Source organism: Alteromonas ponticola (assembly GCF_012911815.1).
GTDB classification, from domain to species: Bacteria; Pseudomonadota; Gammaproteobacteria; order Enterobacterales; family Alteromonadaceae; genus Alteromonas; species Alteromonas ponticola.
Map to the genome: position 1 here is coordinate 373,905 of NZ_JAATNW010000005.1, position 24,806 is coordinate 398,710.

General features: G+C 46.0%; 19 protein-coding genes. 10 read left to right on the top strand and 9 right to left on the bottom strand.

The genetic code is table 11. From position 1 onward, the window contains the following. Nucleotides 1–8: 8 nt before the first annotated feature. Entirely contained in the window at nucleotides 9–1,118 is a 1,110-nt protein-coding gene (locus HCJ96_RS10975; RefSeq protein WP_169211092.1) for an efflux RND transporter periplasmic adaptor subunit, read from the bottom strand. A 37-nt stretch (nucleotides 1,119–1,155) separates the two neighbouring features. Beyond that, nucleotides 1,156–1,770 (bottom strand): YigZ family protein, encoded by a 615-nt coding sequence (locus HCJ96_RS10980; RefSeq protein ID WP_169211093.1) that lies wholly within the window; start codon nucleotides 1,768–1,770, stop codon nucleotides 1,156–1,158. A 142-nt stretch (nucleotides 1,771–1,912) separates the two neighbouring features. Between HCJ96_RS10980 and HCJ96_RS10985 the strand changes: the two genes are divergently transcribed. The 5 genes from HCJ96_RS10985 to HCJ96_RS11005 all read left to right on the top strand — a co-directional run bounded on the left by HCJ96_RS10985 (nucleotide 1,913) and on the right by HCJ96_RS11005 (nucleotide 9,080). Next, the gene (locus HCJ96_RS10985; protein ID WP_169211094.1) at nucleotides 1,913–3,409 is read left to right on the top strand and encodes a DUF2235 domain-containing protein; all 1,497 of its coding nucleotides are present in this window, start codon (nucleotides 1,913–1,915) and stop codon (nucleotides 3,407–3,409) included. Between the two features lie 82 nt (nucleotides 3,410–3,491). Then, entirely contained in the window at nucleotides 3,492–4,625 is a 1,134-nt protein-coding gene (locus HCJ96_RS10990; RefSeq protein WP_169211095.1) for a sensor histidine kinase, read from the top strand. 107 nt (nucleotides 4,626–4,732) lie between these two features. Further along, entirely contained in the window at nucleotides 4,733–6,265 is a 1,533-nt protein-coding gene (locus tag HCJ96_RS10995; RefSeq protein ID WP_246261336.1) for an alkaline phosphatase, read from the top strand. Between the two features lie 121 nt (nucleotides 6,266–6,386). Further along, nucleotides 6,387–8,159 carry an SLC13 family permease gene (locus HCJ96_RS11000; RefSeq protein WP_246261301.1) on the top strand — a complete coding sequence of 591 codons (1,773 nt, stop codon included), beginning with the start codon at nucleotides 6,387–6,389 and terminating at the stop codon, nucleotides 8,157–8,159. Between the two features lie 69 nt (nucleotides 8,160–8,228). Beyond that, a complete protein-coding gene (locus HCJ96_RS11005; RefSeq protein WP_169211097.1) occupies nucleotides 8,229–9,080 on the top strand; it encodes a patatin-like phospholipase family protein in 852 nt (283 codons plus the stop codon). Here HCJ96_RS11005 and HCJ96_RS11010 read toward each other — a convergent pair. Continuing rightward, a complete protein-coding gene (locus tag HCJ96_RS11010) occupies nucleotides 9,077–9,976 on the bottom strand; it encodes a glycosyltransferase family 2 protein (RefSeq protein ID WP_169211098.1) in 900 nt (299 codons plus the stop codon). The two genes, HCJ96_RS11005 and HCJ96_RS11010, sit on opposite strands and share 4 nt — an antisense overlap. Before the next feature lie 202 nt (nucleotides 9,977–10,178). Beyond that, nucleotides 10,179–12,092: an SGNH hydrolase domain-containing protein gene (locus tag HCJ96_RS16545; RefSeq protein ID WP_169211099.1), complete on the bottom strand. Its 1,914-nt coding sequence runs from the start codon at nucleotides 12,090–12,092 to the stop codon at nucleotides 10,179–10,181. Nucleotides 12,093–12,341: 249 nt separating this feature from the next. Between HCJ96_RS16545 and HCJ96_RS11020 the strand changes: the two genes are divergently transcribed. Together HCJ96_RS11020 and HCJ96_RS11025 are read left to right on the top strand one after the other, a co-directional pair. Continuing rightward, nucleotides 12,342–12,602 (top strand): hypothetical protein, encoded by a 261-nt coding sequence (locus HCJ96_RS11020; RefSeq protein ID WP_169211100.1) that lies wholly within the window; start codon nucleotides 12,342–12,344, stop codon nucleotides 12,600–12,602. A gap of 114 nt (nucleotides 12,603–12,716) precedes the next feature. Then, nucleotides 12,717–14,201: a bifunctional 2-methylcitrate dehydratase/aconitate hydratase gene (locus HCJ96_RS11025; RefSeq protein ID WP_169211101.1), complete on the top strand. Its 1,485-nt coding sequence runs from the start codon at nucleotides 12,717–12,719 to the stop codon at nucleotides 14,199–14,201. Nucleotides 14,202–14,320: 119 nt separating this feature from the next. On the opposite strand, the gene HCJ96_RS11030 is transcribed toward HCJ96_RS11025, so the two are convergent. The 3 genes from HCJ96_RS11030 to gntA are packed head-to-tail and all read right to left on the bottom strand — an operon-like array spanning nucleotide 14,321 to nucleotide 16,870. After that, nucleotides 14,321–15,577 (bottom strand): cyclic di-GMP phosphodiesterase, encoded by a 1,257-nt coding sequence (locus tag HCJ96_RS11030; protein ID WP_169211102.1) that lies wholly within the window; start codon nucleotides 15,575–15,577, stop codon nucleotides 14,321–14,323. A gap of 41 nt (nucleotides 15,578–15,618) precedes the next feature. Continuing rightward, nucleotides 15,619–16,206, bottom strand: coding sequence for a DUF1989 domain-containing protein (locus HCJ96_RS11035; protein ID WP_169211103.1), 588 nt, complete (start codon nucleotides 16,204–16,206; stop codon nucleotides 15,619–15,621). Between the two features lies 1 nt (nucleotide 16,207). Next, nucleotides 16,208–16,870 carry a guanitoxin biosynthesis heme-dependent pre-guanitoxin N-hydroxylase GntA gene (gene gntA / locus HCJ96_RS11040; protein WP_169211104.1) on the bottom strand — a complete coding sequence of 221 codons (663 nt, stop codon included), beginning with the start codon at nucleotides 16,868–16,870 and terminating at the stop codon, nucleotides 16,208–16,210. Between the two features lie 512 nt (nucleotides 16,871–17,382). Between gntA and mscL the strand changes: the two genes are divergently transcribed. Both mscL and HCJ96_RS11050 read left to right on the top strand, forming a co-directional pair. Then, complete coding sequence (mscL, locus tag HCJ96_RS11045; RefSeq protein WP_169211105.1) at nucleotides 17,383–17,805, top strand: large conductance mechanosensitive channel protein MscL; 423 nt, start codon at nucleotides 17,383–17,385, stop codon at nucleotides 17,803–17,805. Nucleotides 17,806–18,021: 216 nt separating this feature from the next. Next, nucleotides 18,022–18,336: a hypothetical protein gene (locus tag HCJ96_RS11050; RefSeq protein WP_169211106.1), complete on the top strand. Its 315-nt coding sequence runs from the start codon at nucleotides 18,022–18,024 to the stop codon at nucleotides 18,334–18,336. Between the two features lie 110 nt (nucleotides 18,337–18,446). Here the strand turns inward: HCJ96_RS11050 and HCJ96_RS16460 are convergent, their stop codons facing one another. Next, complete coding sequence (locus tag HCJ96_RS16460) at nucleotides 18,447–20,915, bottom strand: S8 family serine peptidase (RefSeq protein ID WP_169211107.1); 2,469 nt, start codon at nucleotides 20,913–20,915, stop codon at nucleotides 18,447–18,449. Nucleotides 20,916–21,582: 667 nt separating this feature from the next. Between HCJ96_RS16460 and HCJ96_RS11060 the strand changes: the two genes are divergently transcribed. Next, on the top strand, nucleotides 21,583–24,090 hold the full coding sequence (locus HCJ96_RS11060; RefSeq protein ID WP_169211108.1) for a patatin-like phospholipase family protein: 2,508 nt from the start codon (nucleotides 21,583–21,585) through the stop codon (nucleotides 24,088–24,090). Nucleotides 24,091–24,172: 82 nt separating this feature from the next. On the opposite strand, the gene HCJ96_RS11065 is transcribed toward HCJ96_RS11060, so the two are convergent. Then, nucleotides 24,173–24,727 carry a carboxymuconolactone decarboxylase family protein gene (locus HCJ96_RS11065; RefSeq protein ID WP_169211109.1) on the bottom strand — a complete coding sequence of 185 codons (555 nt, stop codon included), beginning with the start codon at nucleotides 24,725–24,727 and terminating at the stop codon, nucleotides 24,173–24,175. Nucleotides 24,728–24,806: the final 79 nt, after the last annotated feature.

Sequence of the window (24,806 nt, forward strand, 5' to 3'; positions counted from 1 at the left end):
TTAGCCCCTTATTCGTTAAATAACCTGGGCTTACCAGAGTCGACGTTCACCCGCTGGCCTTGCTTTAAGAAATCAACTCCTGCCCTGACCACTTCTAATCCGGCTCGCAAGTCTCCTTGCACTAGCGCGGTATGGGTATTTAACTCAACTAGTTTCACAGTCCGTTTGCTTACGGTTTGCTGGTCATCAGTTTGCTCAATTGTCCATACAAAGTGAGTGTCGCTATCACCGGCACCCAACGCAGTTAACGGGATAATAAAGCTATTATCCGGGGGATTTTGTTCACCATAACTAAAGGTGACTTCGGCACTCATGCCTGGCTGTAATGAATCAAGCTGGCCATTAAGTCTGACGGTAACGGGGAAGGCGTTCGCACTTTGCGCCTGACTGCCGATCTCGAAAATAACACCCGGGATGGTTTCCTCACTCACGGCAAACACTTTTACATTGGTCTCATCGCCGGTACTTAATCGGTTAACCAGATTTTCTGGCACCAGTACGGACACTTCGATGCCTGCGGTACCCTGAATGATGAAAATAGGTTGAGATGGTGTCACGCGCTGAGAAGGTTCGATTAGACGCTCGGCTATTTTTCCCGGGTAGGGGGCAGCCAACTGGGTGTCGGCCAAATCTTCCTCTGCCAGCTCCAATTGCGCTTTGGCAATCTCTACCTGATCCTTTAATGAATTAACCTGCGTTTTCGCCACGTCCAGAGTGGCTTCTGAAACTGAGCCTGAAGATTGTAACTGTGTTTTGCGTTTTAAATCTGTCTGCGCTTCGCTCAGGCGGGCCTGAACTTCAGAAAGCTGACCTTTACGCTGTTTAACCGCAAGTTGAAACACTTTCGGTTGAATGGTTGCCAGTATATCGCCTTTTTCAAAGGTATCGCCCAGATTAACTTTAACACTGTCGACCACGCCGGGAATTTCAAAACTTAACTGGCTGGTTTCAGCAGGCTGGGTAACACCGGACAACACATGCTGAAAGGTTCCATCAAAGCTCTTAACGGGGGCTGTCACCACGGTCCTGATTAATTCGGGTTGTTGTGTTTGTTTTTCGCAGCCCGCAGCCACGAGCATAAAACAGAAAATGAGGCTGAGAGAGCCACGGATACGCATAACAATAACTGTCCTAGATTTACTGGTCAGACTTCTGTTACGAAGTTCGACCTGCTTTGGTTTGACTGATCACGGTTCCTATTGGCCCCAGTGCGGCGAAAAAGGCTTTTTGAACAGATACAGGAAGCGTAATGGTCATGGTAACCCTGCTGGAATAATCGACCTTGTCGACCATACCGTCATGCTGTTCCAACCAATGTCGGATGTACTGTTCATGGGCAAATTCCGTGACCACGCTAACGCAACTGATCGGTACCTCGCGTTTAATTTCAACTTCATTCATGGCAGCCTGCGCTGCTGCTGAGTAAGCACGCACCAGCCCTCCGGCACCCAATTTAATTCCGCCAAAATACCGCACCACAATTAGCATGATGTTGCCCACCTGCTTATGCTGCAACACATTCAGTATTGGCTTACCCGCGGTTCCACTGGGCTCGCCATCATCAGACATGGCAGCAGCTTCAGGCGTGGCGGGATCGCCAATAACGTATGCCCAACCGTGATGGCGCGCATCAGGGTACGCCTGTTTAGCCTGCGCAAGCAGCGTCATTGCTTCGCCGCGTGATGCCGCAAAGCCGACGTGGGAAATAAATCGGCTTTTTTTAATTTCTAATTCAGTTTGGGCTGAATTTGCAGGAACAGGAAAACTCATCTAAATACAAAGCTGCACTGGGTGATATTGCTATGGTAACAGGGATTAAATTAACCCCCAAAAAAGTTGCGAACGCGCAACGGGTGAGCGATATTTGTACAGGCATCACAGCTTAATTGCTCTCTCTTATAAGGACATAATTATGCGAAATCTCGTGGTCTGTTGCGATGGTACCTGGAACGATCCCGCTAACTCTGATGATGGCGTACCTGCGCCTACTAACGTGCGAAAATTGTTTGAAGCCGTCGATCTGTCCAGTGTGCAGCCTGTACAGTTGAGTCGTTATCAATCTGGTGTGGGGACCGGTGGTGCAATCGATCGCGTAGTAGGAGGGTTAATTGGGTTAGGTTTAAGTGAGGATATCTGTGACACCTATCAATGGCTGGCCGACAAGTATCAGGCGGGTGACAGAATTTTTTTATTTGGGTTTAGTCGCGGCGCGTTTACCGCACGAAGTCTGGCTGGCATGATAGGGAAATTAGGGCTGGTGGACTTCGCTAAACATAGCAACAGCAGTCGTCAACAATTGGTGAAAAGAATTTATAAAGAAGGTTATCGTGAAGGGCAGGATCTTGTGGATATCACTTTTCATCAGGATTCTGCAGCAGTTTACTTTATAGGAGTCTGGGATACGGTTGGCGCGCTGGGGATCCCAGACGATAAAGTGATTCTGGACTTGTTTGATAATCCTGCACAATATCAATTTCATGATACCCGGTTAGGGTCTTATGTAAGTTATGCCAGACACGGCGTGGCGATGGATGAAAAACGGGGAAGTTTTTCGCCAACCCTGTGGCAACGTCCTCCTTCAGGCGTGGATATGAAACAAATCTGGTTTCCAGGCGTACATTCAGATGTGGGGGGCGGCTACAAGGAAACCGGATTGTCAGATTGCGCGTTAAAATGGATGATTGACGAAGCAACTCAAGTTCCGGAGGGAATTCGATTTCACGAAAAAATGGTGACGCAATTAAAACCAGACGCTCAGGATCGACTTCACGATTCCTACACGGGCGTAATGAAAGTATTACAAACTGCACCGCGCGCTATTCCCGATCTGGATGACAATACCAGCCCGGTCCACTCGTCAGTGCAACAGCGGCGCGACTTGCCGCCAATTAATCAGGGGCGTTATTTCCCCACACGTACATTTAACGGCGGAAAAGTTGAGGTTGATATATATGCCAGGCACCATTGGTACTGGACCGGTATCTATTTGCAAAAAGGCAAAGAATATACCTTTAAGGCCACCGGCGAGTGGAATGACGGTAATGTCAGTACGGGTCCAAAAGGCGCTGATGATGGCAATTTTCAGATTGGCGAGATAGCGCACCTGGCTGGAAACTTGATGGGGTATGTTGAACAGGGCTGGAAGTTTTTAAGTAAAAAAGAAATGGCTGATTTTTGGGGCTCAAAACGGGTGGAAACCGCAGAATGGTTTTCGCTGATGGGCGCGGTATCGTTTCAGGGAAACCCTAAACGAGACGGTACACATCAGCCATTAGATATGTATATCATTGGTGAGCACGCGAAAATCAAGGTGAAAAACTCTGGATATCTGTACTGCTTTGCTAATGATGCATGGGGTTTTTACCATAATAATCGGGGGTATGTATCAGTATCGATCACTGCGCATTAGAAGTTCGAAGCGGCTATAAAGTCGCAAATGAAATTGATTTGCAGATGACTTTCTGCCGCAATGTGTCACGGGGGCACAGGTAATGAAGACCAAAGAATGTTCAGCCTATATCAAGGCAAATAAAGAAGCTATTTTTTCTGAGTGGGAAAAAATAGCAAATCAGGAAGTCGCTGCAGCTTCAAAAACACCCGATCTGGTAGTTCGCAACTATTTACCTTTTTTTATGGATAATCTCATCCATACACTGCAAGAATACCAAGGTGCGCAGGACGAACAGGAATTTGCTGGAATTAACTTTGACGCCAAATACAGTCATGAGCATGGACGCGCCAGAGCGACAATCAGTCACTATGACCTGCGTCAGGTCATTCACGAATATTCGCTCCTGCGCCAGGTGTTGCGGAATCGTTTGTTAAAAAACAATATTCTTTGCTTCACTTCTTTAGAGATCATAGACCGTTTTGTTGAGAACAGCAGTATGGAGGCGGGGCAGTATTTTGTTGACTCTATTCAGGAAGTGCAGGACAAACTCACCGGTATCATTGCCCACGATTTACGCAATCCGATTTCTGTTTCTTTGTCCTATCTGGAGGTTGGCGAGTTGGGGCTTTTACCTCCGGAAGGTGTTTTTGCAGCGCTTAAAAGAAGCCTGAATCGCACGCTCATTCTGATTCAGGACTTACTTGATACGGCACAGGTAAAAGCGGGAAGCGGAATGACTTTTCGTTTCGAGCGTACCGATATTATGAAACAGGTGTGTGCCGCAGCCCGAGATGCTGATGACATATATGATAACCCAATAGCATTTGATGCAACGATAGACAATGCCTCCGGTATTTTTGATCATACCGCCATTCAGCGAGCGGTGGAAAATCTTATTTCCAATGCAATTAAGTATGGCAAAGTAAAAGCGCCGATCACGGTTGCCATGCAAGGTGACAAAAACAAAGTGTTATTAAGCGTGCATAACGAAGGTTCATTTATAGAAAAAGGAAAGCAAGAGTCTATCTTCAACTACCTGTCTCGGGATGATAACAAGACAAACAATCAAAAAGTGGGCTGGGGTTTGGGTTTATTTTTGGTGAAAATGGTGGCCAAAGCGCACAAAGGTAAAGCGTGGGTCGAAAGCGATAAAGAAACTGGAACAACCTTTTATATTGAACTTGACCGCTATTCGCAGGATGAGAATACTTCATTTTCACAAGTTATTGCGTAAGGCAGTCAGAGTGAGTTCAAACCGAGCCATACTTGCTTTTATGATGCTGATTCAGCGCATTGAAAGCAGACCTTTAGGAAAATTGAGCTAATGACTTTCCTGTGAGTATGAAAACAAACAAGTTACGAGGTTTCTTCACGGTCATTTTCCTGTTAGCAGGTTTAAATGCCTGCAACGGTGACGGTAGCACAGGAAGCCCCGCTGCGGACGACAAACAGGATCCTGTTGTAACTAAAAATATAATACTTATGATCACCGATGGTGCCAGTGACGGTACCTGGGACATTGCCAGTTATTGGACGCAGGGCGAACCACTCAATAAAACGGCTCCCTATAATAAGCTGCCAACGCGATTAGCCATGTCCACGTTCGCGCTTTGGCAGCGCCACTCTCCTGTAAGCTGTGACAAAAAGAAGGTTCAAGAGGATGGCTATGTGGCTGAGTTAGCGTGGGACACGCACCCTGCTAATCAGGCTCCACCGGGTGATGGTAGTGCGGGCTCGTCGGCGTATTTCCGGCCTTTTGAAGGTTATAATTATTTAAACCGCAACTATACCGATTCAGCCGCCGCTGCGACCGCGATGGCAACGGGTGAAAAAACTTATCTGGGGGCGATTGGCGTCGACTATTGTGGTCAGCCGCTCACCAATCTTGTGTCTATCGCTAAGCAGAAAGAGTGGGCAACCGGTGTGGTTACTTCGGTGCCGTTTAATCATGCTACTCCGGCCGGATTTGCTGCTCACAATACCTTGCGCTCAAACTATCAGCAAATCGCACATGAGATGCTTACCAGTGGTAAGCTGGATGTGGTAATGGGAGCAGGTCACCCACACTATACCAATGACAATCAGGTGCGTAATGCGGCCGCGTACACCTACATCAGCCAGGCAGATTTTGAGCGTTTGCGCAGTGGCAATTTTGTTGCCCAAAATAACCAGAAGCCCTGGCTTCTAATCGAAGATAAAAATGATTTTGAGATGCTGGCAGCTGACATTGCGTCCGACATAGCAAACGAGCAACCGATTATGGGGCTGGTACAGGTAGGGTCAACGTTGCAAGCAAGGCGGGCGTGTAGTAAAAGCAGCACGGTGGCGTTTACCTGCCCGTTCAATAGCAATGTTCCCACACTCTCTACCCTGGCAAAGGGAGCGCTAAATGCGCTAAGCCGCAATGAGAACGGCATGTTTGTTATGATTGAAGGCGGCGCTGTCGACTGGGCCGCCCATGATAACAATTTGTCTGCTCTTATTGAGGAGCAAGTCGACTTTAACCAAACCGTTGCTACCGTCGTTGAGTGGGTAGAGCGAAATAGTAACTGGCAGGAAACGGTGCTTATCGTCACCAGTGATCACGGTAATGCATTTGTGCTTGGTGAAGATTCAGCGCAAATTCCATTTGCGCAAGTGACTAACCCAGGTGCACAGAATATGCCCTCGGTGAAATTCTTCAGTAATAACCATACCAATGAATTAGTCAGGGTTTATGCGAAAGGCAAAGCCAGCAGTAAATTTGAGCAGTACCTTACCGGTACTGATTTTAATTTTCCGGAAAATTATAACCACACCGGAGCCAGTGGGCAGTTTATTGATAACACTGCCATTTTCCACCTTGTTGAAGGGATAATCATGCAACAACAGTGATCGCCATGAGGCACTAAATGTTGTTTAAACAATAAGGAAGACCAACAAGTTGGCACTGTCTATGCTGTGCGAATGTCATTATCAACGGTTAACCACCAAGTATTAAGTACGAAGAACACCTATGTTGAGCTGGGAAGGCTGGGCTGCATCCATTATTACACTAAGTGTGTTGATTCTACTGATCACCACCAAAATTGCGCCACATTTAATCTTAATGGGGGCGTTGGTTATCTTAAGTGTCAGTGGCATTCTAACCGCCGAAGAGACCTTAATTGGCTTCAGTAACGCCGGGCTGATCACAGTGGCGGCAATGTTTGTCGTGGCCGCCGGTATTCAGGCGTCAGGCGGCGTTGATTGGCTGGTTAATCGTGTGATGGGCAAGCCGCAAAGCGTGCGCGGAGCCATGTTGCGACTGTTCATGCCGGTAACCACACTCAGTGGATTCTTAAACAATACACCGGTTGTCGCCACCATGATCCCGGCGGTTAATACGTGGTGTAAAAGAATTAATATCAGCCCGTCCAAGTTAATGATACCACTAAGTTATGCCTCAATTTTGGGGGGAACGCTCACCCTGATAGGTACCAGCACCAACCTTGTGGTTAACGGGCAATATCAGGAACTGACCGGAAATCCCGGCTTTTCATTATTTGCAATCACTGCCGTGGGTTTGCCTGTTGCGATTTTAGGGTCTTTATTCATGTTTTTGCTGGGACCTAAATTATTACCTGACAGTAAGCGAGAATCACCGTTTGATAATATTCGCGAATTTACCTTCACCCTGGCCGTGGAAGCCAATGGACCATTGGTGGGTAAATCAATCAAGCAGGCCGGGTTACGGGAATTAAAGCGCTTATTTCTAGTTGAAATAAATCGTCAACATCGAATATTAAACGCAGTCGCCTCCGATGAGATATTGCAGGCGAACGATATTCTGGTGTTTGCCGGTGCCACAGATGCAATCGCTGATGTGTTGAATATTGCAGGTCTAAAAACTACGCCAATCAGTGATGCCAGCGAAGACAGCGTTAATTTGCAACGTTTGGTCGAGGTAGTCGTGTCTCCACATTGTGCCGCGGTGGGGAGCGCGTTACGCGACGTGAACTTTCGTAAGCGCTACGGTGCTGCAGTGGTGGCAGTGGCGCGCAATGCAGAACGGGTTTCAGGCAATCTGGGTGAAACAGTGTTGGAAGCGGGTGACACTTTGCTTTTGGACGCAAGGCCATCGTTTATGGCACGTCAGCAATACAGTAAAGACTTTTTGTTAATCCATGAGATCCCGTTCGAGAAAACCCGTCATGAAAAAGCCGTGCTAGGGTGGGGTATCCTGATCACCGCGGTAACGGCGGTCGGATTTGATCTCATCTCCATGCTGAATGCTGCCCTGTTGGCAGCTGCAACCATGATCATCACGCGCTGCCTGACGCCTGGCCAGGCAGAAAGAAGTCTGGATATACCAGTTATCGTTACCATTGCAGCGTCATTTGCACTGGGCATGGCCTTACAGAAAACCGGTGTCGCCTTGTTTTTAGCTAACCAGATAGTCGCCCTGAGTATGGGAGAAGCGTTACTTTTATTGATATTGACGTATGTCACCGTTTCGTTGCTGACAGAAATTATCACCAATAACGCGGCGGCACTATTAATGATGCCCATCGTCATCGAAATAACCAACAGCGCATCGCTTAATCCGGTGCCTTTCGTTTTTGCAATAATGATGGCGGCGTCTGCCAGTTTCGCCACGCCCATAGGGTATCAGACTAACCTCATGGTCTATGGTCCAGGAAACTATCGCTTCAGTGATTTTCTGAAAATTGGCGTTCCCATGAATATTTTAGTCGGGACGGCTACCTTACTGGTTTTGGCTTTGCTGTATCCGCTATCGGCGCCGTAAATCAGTTGCAAAATGCAATTTCTCTTCTGGCGCGAGTGAACTACGCTCTAATCAGGAGGGAAGTTATTTATGCATGTAGCCACGCACACCAACGTCATCGTGCCTATTTTTTCTGGTGGAGGAACGCGGTTTCCTGCTCATATCGGTTGTTTAAAAGCGTTAGAGGAAATGCAACTGAATTTTCCTGCCCTCGTAGGAGTTTCAGGCGGCTCGATTATCGCTGCACTCTATGCGTGTGGCTATAGCGTTGCAGAGATGAAAGCACTGGCAGAAGAAACGGACTTTAAACAATTTGCTGACTTTTCGATAATCCGACTCATCCGTGAGGGAGGGTTGTCCAATGGCAATAAATTTGAAAACTGGCTTGACGAAAAGTTACATGGAGTAACCTTTAACTGCTTGCCCACTCCTCTCCACATCCTGGCGACCGATATTAATGGCGGGGGGCCGGTATTGTTCAATCAAAAACTTACACCTGAACTTAAAGTTGCCACCGCGGTGCGTTACTCAATGTCGATCCCTTTAGTTTTTTCGTTTAAGGAATTCGATGATCAGGTGCTGGTGGATGGGGCGATTTTGTCTGAAGACGAGTTATTCAAGGACTGGCTTCATGATGGCACGCCTTCCGTTTGTTTTAGACTAAAGAGCACAGCCAGTAAGCAGCCACGAAAAAAACGTAATCGCTTCCCTTTACCAGTGTATTTACTGATGCTAATCCGTGCATTCATGAATGCGCTAAGCAGAGAGTACGTACATGCTGAATATTGGCAGCATACGGTTGTTATCAATACTGGCGATATTTCCGCTATCGACTTTAAGGCCAACCATCATGCCAAAGAACAGCTATTTAATGTGGGCTATAATACGACACGGATGATCCTGCCGAAGAAATTAGCCCATGTACAATCTTATCGCGGTTAAGCTGTTTTGTGAGTTGCATCGATAGAGTTGCCGAATTCATGTTGCATCGTGGGCGTCACCGATAACAGGGTACTGAACTCATAGGCTTTACGTTCATCTTCGGTGGGCAAGCGCAACACATGGATGTTGGTCGACTGAAAATCATCATTTATCAAGCCTGATTCGGCGAAGCGGAATAACACATCCTGACAAGGGTAGTGCCCCCACTTTTGATGAAATGTTTCCGCATTACGAACAAAGTCCACCAAGTGATTAATGGGGCATTGATAGTGTTCGCGGTTGGGAATAAACGTGATGGTGTCCACATTTTCAGTTGTCAGACCGGCTTTAAGACAGGTTTGGAAAAAATCTTCGTCATTTATGCCAAAACCGCTGTAGTTTTCATCAAACCCACCGATTTCTTCCACATCACATTTGGCAATGAAGAACATTGAAGGGTTATTATTCACGCTGAATGCTTTACGTTCGCCGATGCAGCCAACACGATGGTAGTTCGCCTCGATTTCAGCAAAAGGAAGATCAAGTAGTCCTTTGTCTACGCAAAACACCCGAGTGGTTAACACATAACGTTCGGTCCAGGCCTTGGCAAATTGTTCGAGCAGTAAAGGCGAGATGACACTTTCTACATTAAGATACAGGCAGTGTGTACTGGTAGCGGCAGCAAGGCCCTTGTTTCTGGCGCGAGCAATTTCCAGCCCACCGCTGGATTCAAATTTGTGTTGAATTGGGAAATGTGGGCTTTTAAGCAACGAGAATTCTGAAGGGGGGTTCATCCAAACCACTACAATTTCATCTGGGCGACGTGAACTTTCCTCAAACTGCTTGATGAGTCTGACGAGTTGTTGTGTTCTGGTTTTAACTATCACCACGACACTGATGGTAAAGTCGGTTTTCATTAAGTCACTCCGCTGCGCACGACATTATAAATTCAGTATTGATGAGCAAAAAAAGCACCACTTTCAATAGATGCTATCCCGCTGATTTTGAAGGTTATAATAAAATTGCAATTAGACTTAAGTCGCAGATGAGTGCATGAATTGAGTAGCTTCTACATTCCGTAGAAAAAGTTACATTAATAAGCTTTCTCAGATGTACAACTTAATGCTTTTCCATCACCAATGCCTTATGCTTCTGAATCACCATGTCTGCCAAAATGGATGCGCCGTGAACGGATGGATGATTGTCGTCCAAATATAATGATTTGCCGGCGTCGACGGCATAACATTCTTCGCGTCCACAAAAGGCATCCCGTGAATTAATAAAGAAAACATTATCAGGATAGTCTGCTTGCTCAAAATGCTGCAGAATAACCTGATTGCGGCGTTCATAATAATCAGTGTCCGTACCTTTAACCTGACTCATGTCGGCGCTATCCGCATGGGCCTGGGTTAGCAGCGTACGCAATTCTCTGCGAATTTCAGGCACCGGTAACATTACATAAACTGTGCGCTTATTTTCTGCCAGTTGCACAATGGCAGCATCGAGTGAGTTTAAAATGCGATTGACTCTTTCCATATTTTCCTGCGCCGGTACATCAGGGTAAACCTCACTATGCTCGCCAAACAGCGTCCATGAGAAGCGATGGGACATCACCACGTGTTCTATGTTGGCATCTGCCTGAATATCGGCAAAGGCTTCCTGATACCAGCGCGTACACTTACTCATTCCTACTTCCTGCAATAGCGAGGGAGGACAACCTGAAAAACTGTATTGACGTAAGCCCTCTTTCTGCGCTTTTAGGCGTCTGGCCAGTGCATAGGATAACTCTACGGAGTGACTGTCTCCTAACACCGCCCACCTGGCATTTTTATCAACAAAATCACAGGCGGAGTTAGCGGGTGGCTTGTATTCATGGAGATGACACTGGTCGCGGTATGGACTGTGCTGCGCCGTTTTTATAGTCTCCACAGTCGCGGCATCGAAACGCTGCATTACGCCGTTTTGCATTAAAACCCACACACCTACCGCGCTGAGTGAGGCTGCAATCCACAGGGGTTTCGCTTTCCAGAACTGTTTGAACTCCTTAATCGCTCGCCATTCGAACTGCTCTACATAGCGGTAACTGAGCCACCCCAACAGCACTGATAGCGGAATACCGATTGTCCACCAATACGCAATTTCGTATTGATAACCCAGTACGGCAATAGGCCAATGCCACAAGTAAATCGAATACGACCACCTGCCAAGCGCCTGAAAGACGACATTGTTGGTAACAAAATTGGTTTGAACGTTAGCCACAATGACCAGCAAGGTGCCTACCACGGGAAGCAGCGCAGCATACCCTGGCCAGGCCATCTTGTTGTCTACAATGGCATAGGCGTAAGCAATCAGCGCGAGTCCTGCCAGATTAACCCAACGAGCAGAAACGTCAGTAAGCGGTCTGCCATATAACGCAATAACGCCGCCAATGGTAAGTTCCCACGCACGCGCCGAGATCAAAAAATAAGATGCGTTAGGCCATTTAAATGATGAGTAAACACCAAAGATAAAAAATGTGAGGGTAAGAAAAACGACCACACGCTTTAAGTGGTCAAGCGATAAAAAGGGCTTGAGGGCCAGCAAAATCAGCGGGTAAAATATATAAAACTGCCATTCTACAGCCAGTGACCAGGTATGCAGCAGCCACTTGGAGTGGGATGAGCTGTCAAAATACCCTGACTCCAGCCAGTACATGAAATTTGAAATGAAAGTTACGCTACCTGCTGCATGTTTTCCTAACGCAGTGTAGGCAGTTGGCAACAAATAAAACCAACCGAAGATCATCACCACTGCACAAAGCAACGCTAACGCCGGGATGATTCTGTTGGCTCTGGCAATGTAGAATTTGGTCAGACTGAATGTATCTTTTTCCACCCCGCGAAAAATGATACTGGTCATTAAAAAGCCTGAGATAACAAAGAAAACATCGACGCCAGCGAATCCACCGGGTAACAGGGACGGGGCGAAATGAAAGATGACCACCGCAATGACAGCGATGGCACGAAGACCGTTGATGTCGTATCTAAAATTCACAGAAATTACTTACCTTGCTCTACTCGGTACGATTTAAGCAATAAATGCACCCGTTCTCTTAAACCTGACGTCAGTGAATTAATATGGCTCATGAAATAATGATTTTGGGGATCAAAGGGTTGAGTATAATTCAACTGATGTCGACCTGAACAATGCAGCGAACATTAGACGAAAGTATAAAAAAAGTCTTCTGATTGTCATATAAGCGGGATATACTTTTATGTAGATCAACAGCTGAAGTAGACATTTGTGAAGTTTGTATCCTTTTCAATTATCGTATGTTGCCTGTGGAGCTTGTCTACCAAAGCGGATGAGTGCACAGAGATGATGGACCTTTATATTCAAGAATTGAAAGAAAGCCTTGATGAACGGGTTGATTATACCAAACCGCACGACGTATCAAATGCGGTCAGGGAACTGGAATTTATCGAAATGAACCGTAATTTGATTCCGGACTGTGAGTTGGCTAAAGGTATTTTAGTCATCGAACCCATAACTAAAAACGAATAGCGCTAACCGCTATCTCTGCTTGGTAAAAACCAATTTAACCTTCTCTATTTAACAAAATTTCATCCAACACTTCAATTTAGCGTACAAAAGACTAAATCTTGAAGGAGTTGTAACATGAACAAAGAAGGCGACTTAAGTAACCGCACCGAATATGATCAGGTTATTCAAGACATCGCAGATTATGTAATTCATTATGACATTTCCTCAGAAGAGGCGTTAAGCACTGCCCGTTACTGCTTAATGGACACGCTTGGTTGCGGTCTATTAGCACTGCGTTTTCCTGAATGTACCAAACATCTTGGCCCGCTGGTGCCCGGCACAGTTGTGCCAAACGGTGCGAGAGTACCGGGGACCCAATTCACCCTCGACCCAGTGAAAGCGGCGTGGGATATTGGCTGCATCATTCGTTGGCTGGATTTTAACGATACCTGGTTGGCGGCTGAGTGGGGCCACCCTTCCGATAACCTGGGCGCAATCCTGGCTGTGGCGGATTACTTGTCGCAGACGCGAGTGGCAAAAAACGAGTCTCCGTTGACGATGGGTGATGTATTGGTTGCTATGGTCAAAGCCCACGAAATTCAGGGAGTTATTGCGCTTGAGAACAGCTTTAATCGTGTAGGCTTGTGCCATGTACTGTTGGTACGCGTGGCATCGGTGGCGGTGGTTACGCACATGTTGGGAGGCAGTCGTGAACAGATTATGGCGGCAGTCTCCCAGGCCTGGGTTGATGGCTCGGCACTTAGAACGTATCGACATGCACCCAATGCCGGATCGCGTAAATCCTGGGCAGCAGGGGACGCGACTTCTCGTGCAGTGCGCTTAGCCGATATAACCATGCGAGGAGAAATGGGTATTCCCAGTGTATTGACCACAAAACAATGGGGATTTTATGACGTTGCGTTCAGTCATACTAACAGCGACCTAAGTGTCAAACCTGAGTCGCAACGAAAATTTTCGTTTAGTCAGGATTATGGCACCTATGTGATGGAAAACATTCTGTTCAAGCTGAGCTTTCCTGCCGAATTTCATGCTCAGACTGCTTGCGAAGCGGCAGTTAAGCTACATCCAGAAATTAAAGGTCGCATTGATGAGATTGAACGCATCGAAATCACCACCCATGAATCAGCCATTCGCATCATTTCAAAACACGGTGAACTCGCCAATCCAGCGGATCGTGATCATTGCCTGCAATATATGACCGCCGTTCCCTTGCTACTGGGTAAATTGGAAGCCGAACATTACGAAGACAGTTTTCACGCCAGTCACCCTGAAATCGATGTATTACGTCAAAAAATGAAAGTGGTGGAAAATAAAGGTTATAGCAGTGATTATCTTGATCCGGAAAAGCGCTCAATTGCTAATGCAATACAGATATTCTTTGCGGATGGTACCAGTACACAAAAGATAGAAGTTGAGTATCCAGTAGGGCATCGCCGTCGTCGCGATGAAGGTATTTTACTGCTTCAGGAGAAATTTGAACGTAACGTAGCGACCCGTTTCCCACCTCAGCGTTGCCGTGACATCATCGACATGTGTGCAAAGCAAAAAGCGTTTGAATCTATTCCGGTCAATCAGTTCATGGATATGCTGGTGATTTGATGCGAACGGGTTGCCATGTCGTTCCCCTCTAAGAGGGAATCTTCTGGTGACCGGGTTATCCCTGCGAACAAGCGGGGATAACCTGCTGGTGTTAAGTATTCATCTATTGATGGTCGGGGTTACACCATGTTTTCATGAAACACTTTGTGAAAATCGATATCGAACTGGCTGGCTTTGACTTGGCGTACAATCTTAATGTTCTGAATACGGGCCAAATCTATCTCTTTTACTGACAGGTAATGTTTTGATTTAATCGAATAAAAAGGTTTAACTGTAGGATGTAATGGAGTATTTCTATTTTCCTTGCACACCATTGCCACGTGGCCATTAGAAAGTTCAACCAAGGTACCTTCGGGAAAAATTCCCATACACTTAATAAAATGCTGCACTATGGTACTATCTAATTTCGTCTGGCTTTCTGCCAGCAATACTTTTAATGCATGCTGGTGGGTAATCCCTAACCGATAGGGGCGGTCCGCTGTTATTGCATCATAGGTATCTACGATGGCAACCATTCGCCCAAACTCATGAATCTGAACACCAACCAATTTTCTTGGGTAGCCAGAACCATCCAGTCTTTCATGGTGTTGGGCAACCACATTGATGATCTTTTCCGGATAACCGTGTTGCTGTAGATATTCTTCACCTAATTTTACATGGCCTCGAATGATTTCTTTTTCGTGTGGCGTCGCATTACCCGCTTTGAACAAAATTTCATCGGGGATACAGATTTTGCCGACGTCAATTAATAACCCGGCCACACCCAGGTCGTGTACGTCATCAATTGACATATTCATGTGCTGGCCCAGATGAATCAAGTGAATTGAAACGTTAAGCGCATGTTCGAGCAGATAGCTGTCTTTTTTTCGAATACGTGCCGCACATCCCATCGCATTAGGATTAGACTCAATCATATTGATCATCAATTCAGTGAAATCACTTACGTAAGACGTGTCCAGAGGGCGTCTTTTCTTCACACTTTCGTGGATGAGTTTTTGTAGCGAAATACCTTTGCTATGCAACTGCAGCGCAGCGGCCAAATCCGGAGCTGCTGGTTTATTTGGTATGGAAGGATCTACGACCGTTTCTAAACTTGAAGCACCACCAGTTCGAGCTGATTGCGAGCGCATGGGATCAATAATTAACCGCGTGACGCCGTTGCTTATCAACCGTTCTATGGTAGATAGCTGCTGAATCGTACCCGAGTTCTTTATTGCAAGCTCGCCTTTTTGGCGAACAAACTCAACCACATACATACCAACTTTAAGCTCGTCGATATCAATTGTTTTTAAACCAGACATGTTAACTTCCGTGATGCGATATTCGATGCTTCCAAGCACGGGTACACCCATCAGACCTGCCTTATCTGACGCCATACCTCCACCCATACAGAATGGATCATATTGGAATGCTTTTTTTAATTCTGATCGCTTATAACATAATTTATCGGTTTATAGCTAAAATTATTTGATTCGCCAGCAGAGCATGCAGTTAAGCCAACTATCAAATCCATATGCGCTTTAAATATTGTGAAGTCGCCAGCTTTGCTGGTTGGAGGTAGCACGGATATCTTACCGTTTTCGTCCAATTTAACATTCATAAATATGTTAAAAGTGGTACCAATGAAGTGTTCTGGAATGTCATAGGGACTTAATGCCGATACCAGGTTGCCATGGCAGCCAGGTACCGGTGTTTCGTCAGGATAAAAGTGCTTAAAGGTATCTTTGCTGCAAGGGGTCAGTAAAAAGTCATGGCTCTCAACTGTATCTTCAACAATTTCCAGCATGATATTACTCTGGTTGGAATAAAGCAGACTGCCTTTGCCAAAATGAATGCCTTCATTGTAATCCAGCGTGCGCCCGGAAGATAAGAATTCGCTTTTATTGGATTGATTAAAACAGTAGATATCTGAAACCTGCTCGCCCTGAGGATCGATAACTTTTAGATATTGCCCTTTTTTCAATGTGAACGACGTGCCACTTCGAGGTGAAATTACGTTTTCCATTTTATTCCTTAACATGAAAGGGGCACTGCCAGTTTTTTTCAACCTGTCGCCCGCTATATTGATAGACTTCTGAACTCTCTCCGAAACTGGCCAGCATAGGGTTCATCGTGCCTGAGTAACGTTGATCCCGCTGTCGAATATGATCACGCATTGCATCAAATTTATTGTGTGAGCGCAAATAATCGAACTGTGCATGAAGATTAAAAACCAGTGCGGGGTATTCAAACTGTCTGCTTTTACGGGAGCTGTTTGGATTCAGACCAATGATGAAAAATGCCTGGCCGCCCAGAGAAAAGCTAAACTGACTATGCATTGGATTGCTCGACACTTCTGGATCCCATTCGCTGATTGCGTGGTCACTGTCGTGTAAGTCCTGCAATTTATTAAAAAGCGCCGTTTCGAATTCTTGCTCGTCCAATTCTTCTGAATCTTCAAAAATGGCGATAAAAGAAGAATACATATTAGTATTCAAATCAAACGAGTCGATGAAGTGATATAAGTCGCCCAAAATGTCGGTAATATTGTCATCCTTTTGGATGTCCCCGTAACAGTTAATCGTCAGATTTTCCCGGTTCAGTGCGGTTTTCGCGCCTATACAGGGGAAGGGTTTATTGGAAATAAACTGGGTAAGTTCATTTTCAATATGTGGCTTCCTACAGGTCATATCGTCACTCCCTTTGGTTGCATCGATCAGTAAAACGATAATTGGCTAGCTTATGCATAGTCAGGTTTGATCTTCAGGGCCTACACAGATTGCGCCCACCCAACCTTTGACAGCAAACACCGTTCCTATTTAACACCCATTTTTAAAAAGGCTTTTTTTCAATAGCTTAGCTTCATATGGTGGGAGATGTGGTAATGCGTGTGTGAACAAAATACGCAGTCGCGGGAACATTACGATTACGTAAAGTTAATGTTTGGCGCACTTGTGCGAACAGGGATGTCAGATCTATCTGGAAGTGATGGAGTGATGATTACGTCGCCGCCAATCCCCTCTGTCGACTACACATATTACAATTTTGATTGTGCTGAACCGAACGTTGTCATTGTCAAAAAAGTATTAATAAACGTGAATGCGCAGCGGGGGGAACGGTAAATGAGTCATTGAGGTATCTTAGCAAGCACAATAAAGAATATGTTGATGGTTTTCGGCCAGAATCTTAGCAGGGGAATATAATGAAGCTGTTTGATGAATTTAAAGAGTTTGCGATAAAGGGAAACATGATTGACATCGCTATTGGTGTCATTATCGGTGCTGCGTTTAACAAAGTGATCGATGTGCTGGTAAAAGATATTTTTCTGCCTCCGTTAGCCTATGTCACTGACGGCCAGAAGTGGGAAAATCGGAAAATTGTACTGCGTCAGGCATCGGAAGCTGGGGGCGAAAAGATTGATGAGATTGCGCTGGCGTATGGCAAATTGCTGGAAACCTCAGTCGACTTTATGATCATCAGTATCACTGTCTTTGTCATCGTTAAGATGATGAATTCGCTGCGAAAAAAAGCACATGATGTTAAGGATAATTCCGTTTCCACACCAAAAGAAATTGAACTGTTAAATGACATTAAGGAAATATTGGAACGGCAGAGCAAACACTAGTGCCTCATAAAAGCTCGGCAAAACCTTAAGTTAATACAAACTGGTTCAGAGATGCAGTGGCAAATTCGATAGCGGCTATGGGTAGCGAATTTCACTACGAAAGGGTATTTGTGGTATTAAAGTAGAATTCAGCGGTCAAAACGAATATGGTTAGCCCATTCATCGTTCAGTACTTTACGCTTAACTGCATGTAATTTGTAAAGGGTATACAAATATATGTTCGGAATTCTGAAACAGAAAATTACCGCCAATAGATTTAAACGACATGAGCTTGGGGTTATTGAGAATATTCCAGCCGACGTTTTTCAACAGATTATTGATGAACAGACCGCAATGGGATGGGAAAGCAGCGGCTCATTTCATCAGTTTAACTGGTCAAAAAAGTGGACGCTTAAACTCAGGAAAGGAACAACCGTGCTGGAACTTGAATGGAGCCCCGAAGCGCAGGGCAATATGGTGGGTCTGCAACGCATATTAACTGATGTGGCGAAAGAGTTTGAGCTCAAGGTGCTGGTCTGCCCGACCTATTAGTCGACCACCAGCATCGTAGTTTACCTGAATCAAAAAGGCCTGAACGAATGTTCAGGCCTTTTATTTTCTACATCACCCCGATATCGACGAGGCTAATTTTAACAATACGCTTAGGGTTGATAAGACGTATTCAAGGTTACACCTGAGAAGGTGCTATAAGCACGAATGCCTATGTGCCAGGTTCCAGCCTGTGGGTTGTTGAATGAGCAGGTCTCTTCATTGCCATTCTCATAGGGACGACAATCGTATGACGACGTGGTTGGCTGACTTCCATAGCGAATGTAAAGGTCAGCGTCGCCGCTTCCACCGGTGATGGTGAAGTCCAGAGTCGACATGCCTGACGGTACTTCCCAGGTATAGTATTTCCAGTTATTAGTAGAAGCAGAAATATTGGTTACCTGTGAGGTTGCACCTTGTCCGCCAGAACCTGCAGTGTCGTAGTCTGCAATCAGTTGTGCACCAGAAAACGCCGAGTAACCAATGACTTTCACATAGTAGGTTCCAGTAGACGGCGATGAGAAGTCGCAGCTTTCAGTGTTACCCGATTGCCATGAACGACAATCATACGTTGACGTGGAAGGAGCGCTACCTGAACGGACATACAGATCCGCGTCACCTGAGCCACCGGACAGGTTAAATGTCAGATTAGACGCACCTGCAGGAACATCAATGGCAAATTCAAGCTCTTCGTTTTGCGCGCCTGAAAGGGCAGTTTTTGCCACACCTTTCGTCAATGCCTCTGGGCCTGTACCTGTTCCCGAGCCGCAATTTGCAGCCATGTAGTCAGACGCCGCTTTGGTCTGCACCATGCCATAGCCTGTGCGATTGTCGCGACCCGCTACATCAAGATCATCGGCAGTGGCAGATAATGCTGCACGAACTTCGGCTGCAGTACAGGTAGGGTTTTTACTCCATGCCAGTGCAGCGACCCCTGCTACATGGGGTGTTGCCATTGACGTACCATTGTAATATGCATAATCGGTATTGCCAGCGACATCAAGCGTCGCTGAAGTACCTGCGGCCGCAACCAGTTGCTGACCCAAAGTACGATTTACTGATACCGTGGGCACGTCAACAGCGCCGGTAGCATCTACCAGGAATGGGTTTTGTAAACCAGGACGTGCCGCGTTGCTGTAAACCACCACACCCGCTGCGCCCGCATCAGCACAGGCTTTGGCTGGATCAACTTCGGGATACGTGCTGCCTATCTGGTTTGCATGACGTTCAGCAACACAGATTTTGCCGCTCATGTTGCCACAGCTATAGCTGCTTCCAGTGCGCGAACACGCTCCTATCACACCTGAAACAGTGCCGTTCACGTTCGTTACAACGTAATCTGGCCCGCTCTGAACATATCGCGTTGGCGGCAGCACGCGATCATCGCCAGTGGTACTGCCACCGAAGGTGATAAAGCCTTGTCTGCCATCGTTTACCCCAACCGGTGACAGGATAGCTTCACCTGGACCAGCAACTTCAACCTGATTGGTATATTGTGAAAATTCGGCATGCTGACCTGACTCGTCAACCGCGGCAACGGAGATTACCGAGTCATACGACGCGGGATATGAGAGCGTTGAGTCGCCCGAATTACCCGCTGCAGCCACCAGCAAAATGCCGTTATCGTAGAAATTTTGCAAAGCGTTACGCTCTGATGTCGACGAGCCTGTTCCACCCAGTGACATATTCACGACCTGCGCACCGGCATCGTCACATCGTTGAATCGCTGAGACCAGGTCACTACTGTAACCCCAGCCAGAGTCGTTAAACACTTTGATGATATGCAGGTTTACGTTTTGATTGGGTAGCACGCCCACAACACCCTGCGAGTTATTGATCGCTGCAATTGTTCCCGCTACGTGCGTACCGTGAGAACCACCGGGTGTTGACCACGCGCCTGTGCCGCTGTCACTGGTTCCACTGACCATATTGCCACTTAAATCAGGGTTGTTAATGTCATAACCTGAATCAATGATACAAACCGTCATATTGGCAGCTTCGTTATCAGAAACCAGGTCTGCCTGAACCGCACTGATACCCCAGGGTTGGGTTTGTGCCATCAAATAACGGATAGGGTCAATCTCAGCAAATTTAACTTTTTTGTTCTTTTTCAGTTTATCGACAATTGCCTTGGCAGACTTGTGGTCGAATTTTTTATCAAGTTTTAAGGTCAACTTGGTTTTACCCAGCGCCTTGCCAACTTTCAGTTTTTTGCCTGCTGCTTTTTCTAAATCAGCCAGAATTGAACGGCTTTTGCCAATTCGCTTATTGCCCAGGTCAAATCCCTGAGTCGCGCCTTTGGTTGCACCAGAAACTACCGCGCCAACCGAATCGACAGCAGAGCGTAATGCTTCTGTCGCCACTGATTCGCTGGTGAATTCTACGATGATTTGGTCTGTCTCGGCAGCAAATTCGCTGCGCTGCTTTGCGTTATACCAATTGGCGAATCCGGAGGAGGTGCCGTCGGCTTTTGCAGTATTTTGAGCTGCCACTTCTTTGATTGCTGACGTCTGTGCAGCAGACGCCGTAGACAAACAGGCGAGTGCAATCGCACTGGCACATGCAGTGAATCTAAATTTCATATTTTTGCATTCCTTCTAAAACAACTACCTGCGTTGGATTTATATCCAATCTTTGATGGTAATCACGTTGTTTTTACACTTGTTGAGTTGAGTGCTGGGCTCGTGTGAACTTCCTACTACTGAATGGAATGTCAGTGACGACTAGCAACGTTGGGTTGCTAACACAGTACTGATTAATATTAGAAAAACTTTATCTAACATCTAATCCTTGAGGAGAGAAAAACATTTTTCAGGACGATTATTCATCGCCTATTCATACTATTGCGTGAATGAAATTAAATTGCAACATTATTTTAGGTGATATATTTCTATGCCAATTTGCCCGTGAAATGAGGTCGGATCGTTGCAAAAATTCCGGGAGAGGACACTTAGGGCAGGGAAGATAAAATTTAATGCAAATGGCTGAGATTAAGCGGCTATATAGATTGCACAACACTGAAAGCCTGCTAAATTGTATAAAAAAAGAACACACATTGGCGGGCCTCTGTAAAGGAAAACTGTTAGCGTATTCCGGCATAAGAACCTGCAAAAGATGGCTCTCCGCTTTCCCGCCAACGAACCTCGGCAAGATTAATCAACTTCCAGGCCACTTAACACCCACTGTTTTTATGATCGACACAACGCTTGCAGTTTGAGCTCATTATTCACTTTTTAAAAGGAAAGGGAAATGGGTAAAGTTCTTAAACTCGGTTTTGCTATGGGAGGAGGCGTATCCCTTGGTTCCTTCTCCGGTGCAGCGCTTACAGAGTCAATTAAACTCGCACTTTTGTATGCCAAAGATACGAATGGAGACGAGTATAAACGTATTGAAATAGATGTGTTCTCCGGCGCCAGTGCAGGCGCTATGAGTTTGGGTATTATGCTCAAAGGGTTAGCGTTTCCTGAGCATAACGCGGTGAAAAGAATGCGCGCATGGGAAAAGCTTATTGGGGATTACGGCTTTGATGCAGACAGCATTTCAGAAGTTAAAAAGCAGCAACTGATTGATACTGAATTAACCCAACAGGCATTGACTCAAATCTGGGTCAGAGAAATTTCCATTTATAAACTACTCAAAGCTGCGGGCTCGGGCAAAGTGCCTCCGCTTCACAGTCAGGCAGGTATTTTTAATAAAGCGGCAATCACGGATATTGCTAAAAAGTTCCTGTCTCCACCAATGGGTAACTATCAGGATGACCACAAAGCTACCTATCCCATTCTTGCCCCCCGAGTTCTATACAGTTGCAGCATCTCAAATTTAAGTCCCCTGATTGCCAATGTTCAGGAGTTGTATTTAGAAGCGCCCGAGGGTGGTGCCGCCGGTCCGGATATTGCCGCTAACGATGCGTTGAGTTCTAAATTTCACCAGGAACATCGAATCTTTGATATCAATTTTAACGAACTGGATAACGACAAGTTTGCCAATGACGATATTCATCCAAAAAGGTGGATGCGTTTTCACTGGGGGAAGGCAGTTGCGGGCGAATCCTTTGACATAAGAAGTGAAGAAAACTGGAAACACATTGTTGCTACCGCCATCGCCAGTGGCGCGTTTCCCATTGCCTTCGAGCCTGTGCCCTTGATTCGATACAAATGGGAATTTCCCAAAGGGCTATGGAACTTTCACGATAGTACGCAGTATCTCTACAGTTATGTCGATGGTGGGGTGTTTGCAAATTCTCCGGTATCAGAGGCATTTAAACTGGCATCGCATATTGATGCCACCACGCATTTAAATGACGAGGAAATTGAAGAGGAGTTTGAACGGCGGATTATATTTGTCGACCCCTCTATCGATAACACTGTCACGTTTAATCTTAAAGGGTACAAAGAATACAAAGACCAAAAACCCATCGACTGGCTTGGCGAAATTAGCGCCACCACCGATGGAAACGATTTGCTGTGTCTGTCGTCATTGGACAAGTTGGTTCCCTGCGCAGTGAGTTTACTGTCAGCGATCAGCTCGCAGGCATCGGCTCATCAATCTCATCAGAACTTTCAAATTGCCAACAAAATTAAAATGCGTAACGATTTTCGTAAGTTACTGCAGGGGCAAGTTACCGCCACCGAAGATAAATTTTTGCAATTGCGTTTCGAGTTACAACATTTGCTCAGACAGTTTTCTAATAAGGCGCTTATCCCAACATTGGCGGCTGATCTCGCCGCAGAGTTTGAGCGCCTGGCGCGTGAGCCTGATTCTGTATTTACCTCCATCAGAGGCAAGGGAGAAATTCTGGCACATGGCAACTGGGCAGACATCGAACCTGAATCGTTACGCAATGCCGGTATGCATGCGATGCTATGTAGTTTTATGGACTTGATCGCAGATCTGGAAGCAAAGAGCCGTAACAGTCAGCTTATTTCTATTGGGCCGGTAAAAATTGAGCAACGGGATGGCATTGAAATTTCAGAAAAGATATTTCTGCCTGGCTCTCCATTGGCTGGGTTTGCCGGATTTATGTCAGAAGCTCCAAGCGCGTACGAAGTGACTGTTGCCAAATACTGTAGCTTCGCCAAATTAAAAAGTGCAGGTTTATTGTCTGCTCACCAGCCTACACCACACGCGAATCGGTATCCGGGCGAATTTAAAGATAGAGAAGGTTTCGCACTCACCTACAAGGCCGGATTGCTGTTGCTTGCAGACCGCATTGGCAAGGCCATAAAGTCCTCGAATTTCGTTAATTTAGGCTGGTTCAACGGCCCGGTTCTTAGTGCTCTTCAAAGCATTATTGAATCAATGATTAAAGGTTTACCCTATAGAAATAATACGAAAGACTACGAATTTCGAGTGGAGGTTAATGACAAACAGTTCGAGCTTGATGGAAAGGGATGGACCGATAATGACCGACATCCAGTACGGCTTGCAAAAAACAACGGTAAATTGTATCTGATTTGTTTTGCAAAAAGGCTCTGGGATGTTCCCGAAACGGCATCAGCAGCGGAAAAATGGTCTGGCTATTTCATTGAGCAGGGAAAGCTGGCGGTTGATCGCGATTCCTGGGGGCCACTTAACGATAGCGATTTTGTGCGCATCCCACTTCCTTCAGACGCATTGCTGAAACTGGCGGATACGATACCTAACCCGGTATTTTATTCAAAAAATGCGTTGGATAAGAAGCAAAAGCCTGCTGCCGAAGCACTGTTGAACATGTGGGAATTGAAAAACGATGTGGTGCCATACACGGAGTTATTATAAGTTAAGGGGGCTAAATAGGCAGTTTAGCCCCCTTAGAACACAAGGTTAATAACGCACACATCACGCTCGTGCGCAGTTTACCTTAGTCATCTTTGCTCCACATAAAGTCTTTAAAGGGATCATCAAGTGGTGTTTTGGCAAGATTATTGATGTAGTTACTCATGATCTTCTGACACATCACAGTGACGATCTCGAGCAGGTGGCGATGGGTGTAACCTGCCTGATAAAATGCATCGCGCTCACTGTCACTGATTTTTGAACGGTTCATCAAGATAGACAGGGTCGTCTTTTTCAACACTTCCAGTTTTTCATCTGGTAGCGGCTTTTCTTCACGCAAGGCGGTGATAATATCTTCATCCACGCCCATATTTTTCGCGATTGCCGTATGCGCTGGCACGCAGTAACTGCATCCATGTTTTGCGCTGACACCAAGCCAGACGACAGTCAGCTCTGCTTTGGTAAACGCCGTTTCCTGAGCCAGCCGATGCAAGGTTTGATAAGCTTCAAGCGTAGCAGGTGATTCGGCCATAATGCCATGTAAATTAGGGATCATTCCAAACTCGTCAATGGACTTCTTAAGCAGAGGTTTCGAGTCTTCAGGAGCAGAATCTTTGGTGTGTATGGTAAATGTTGTCATTTGTAGTACCAACCTTAATTTGATTTCCGTCGAGCAAGTGGATACGCAGGTATTGGGGGTATGGGTTTTAAAATATTCT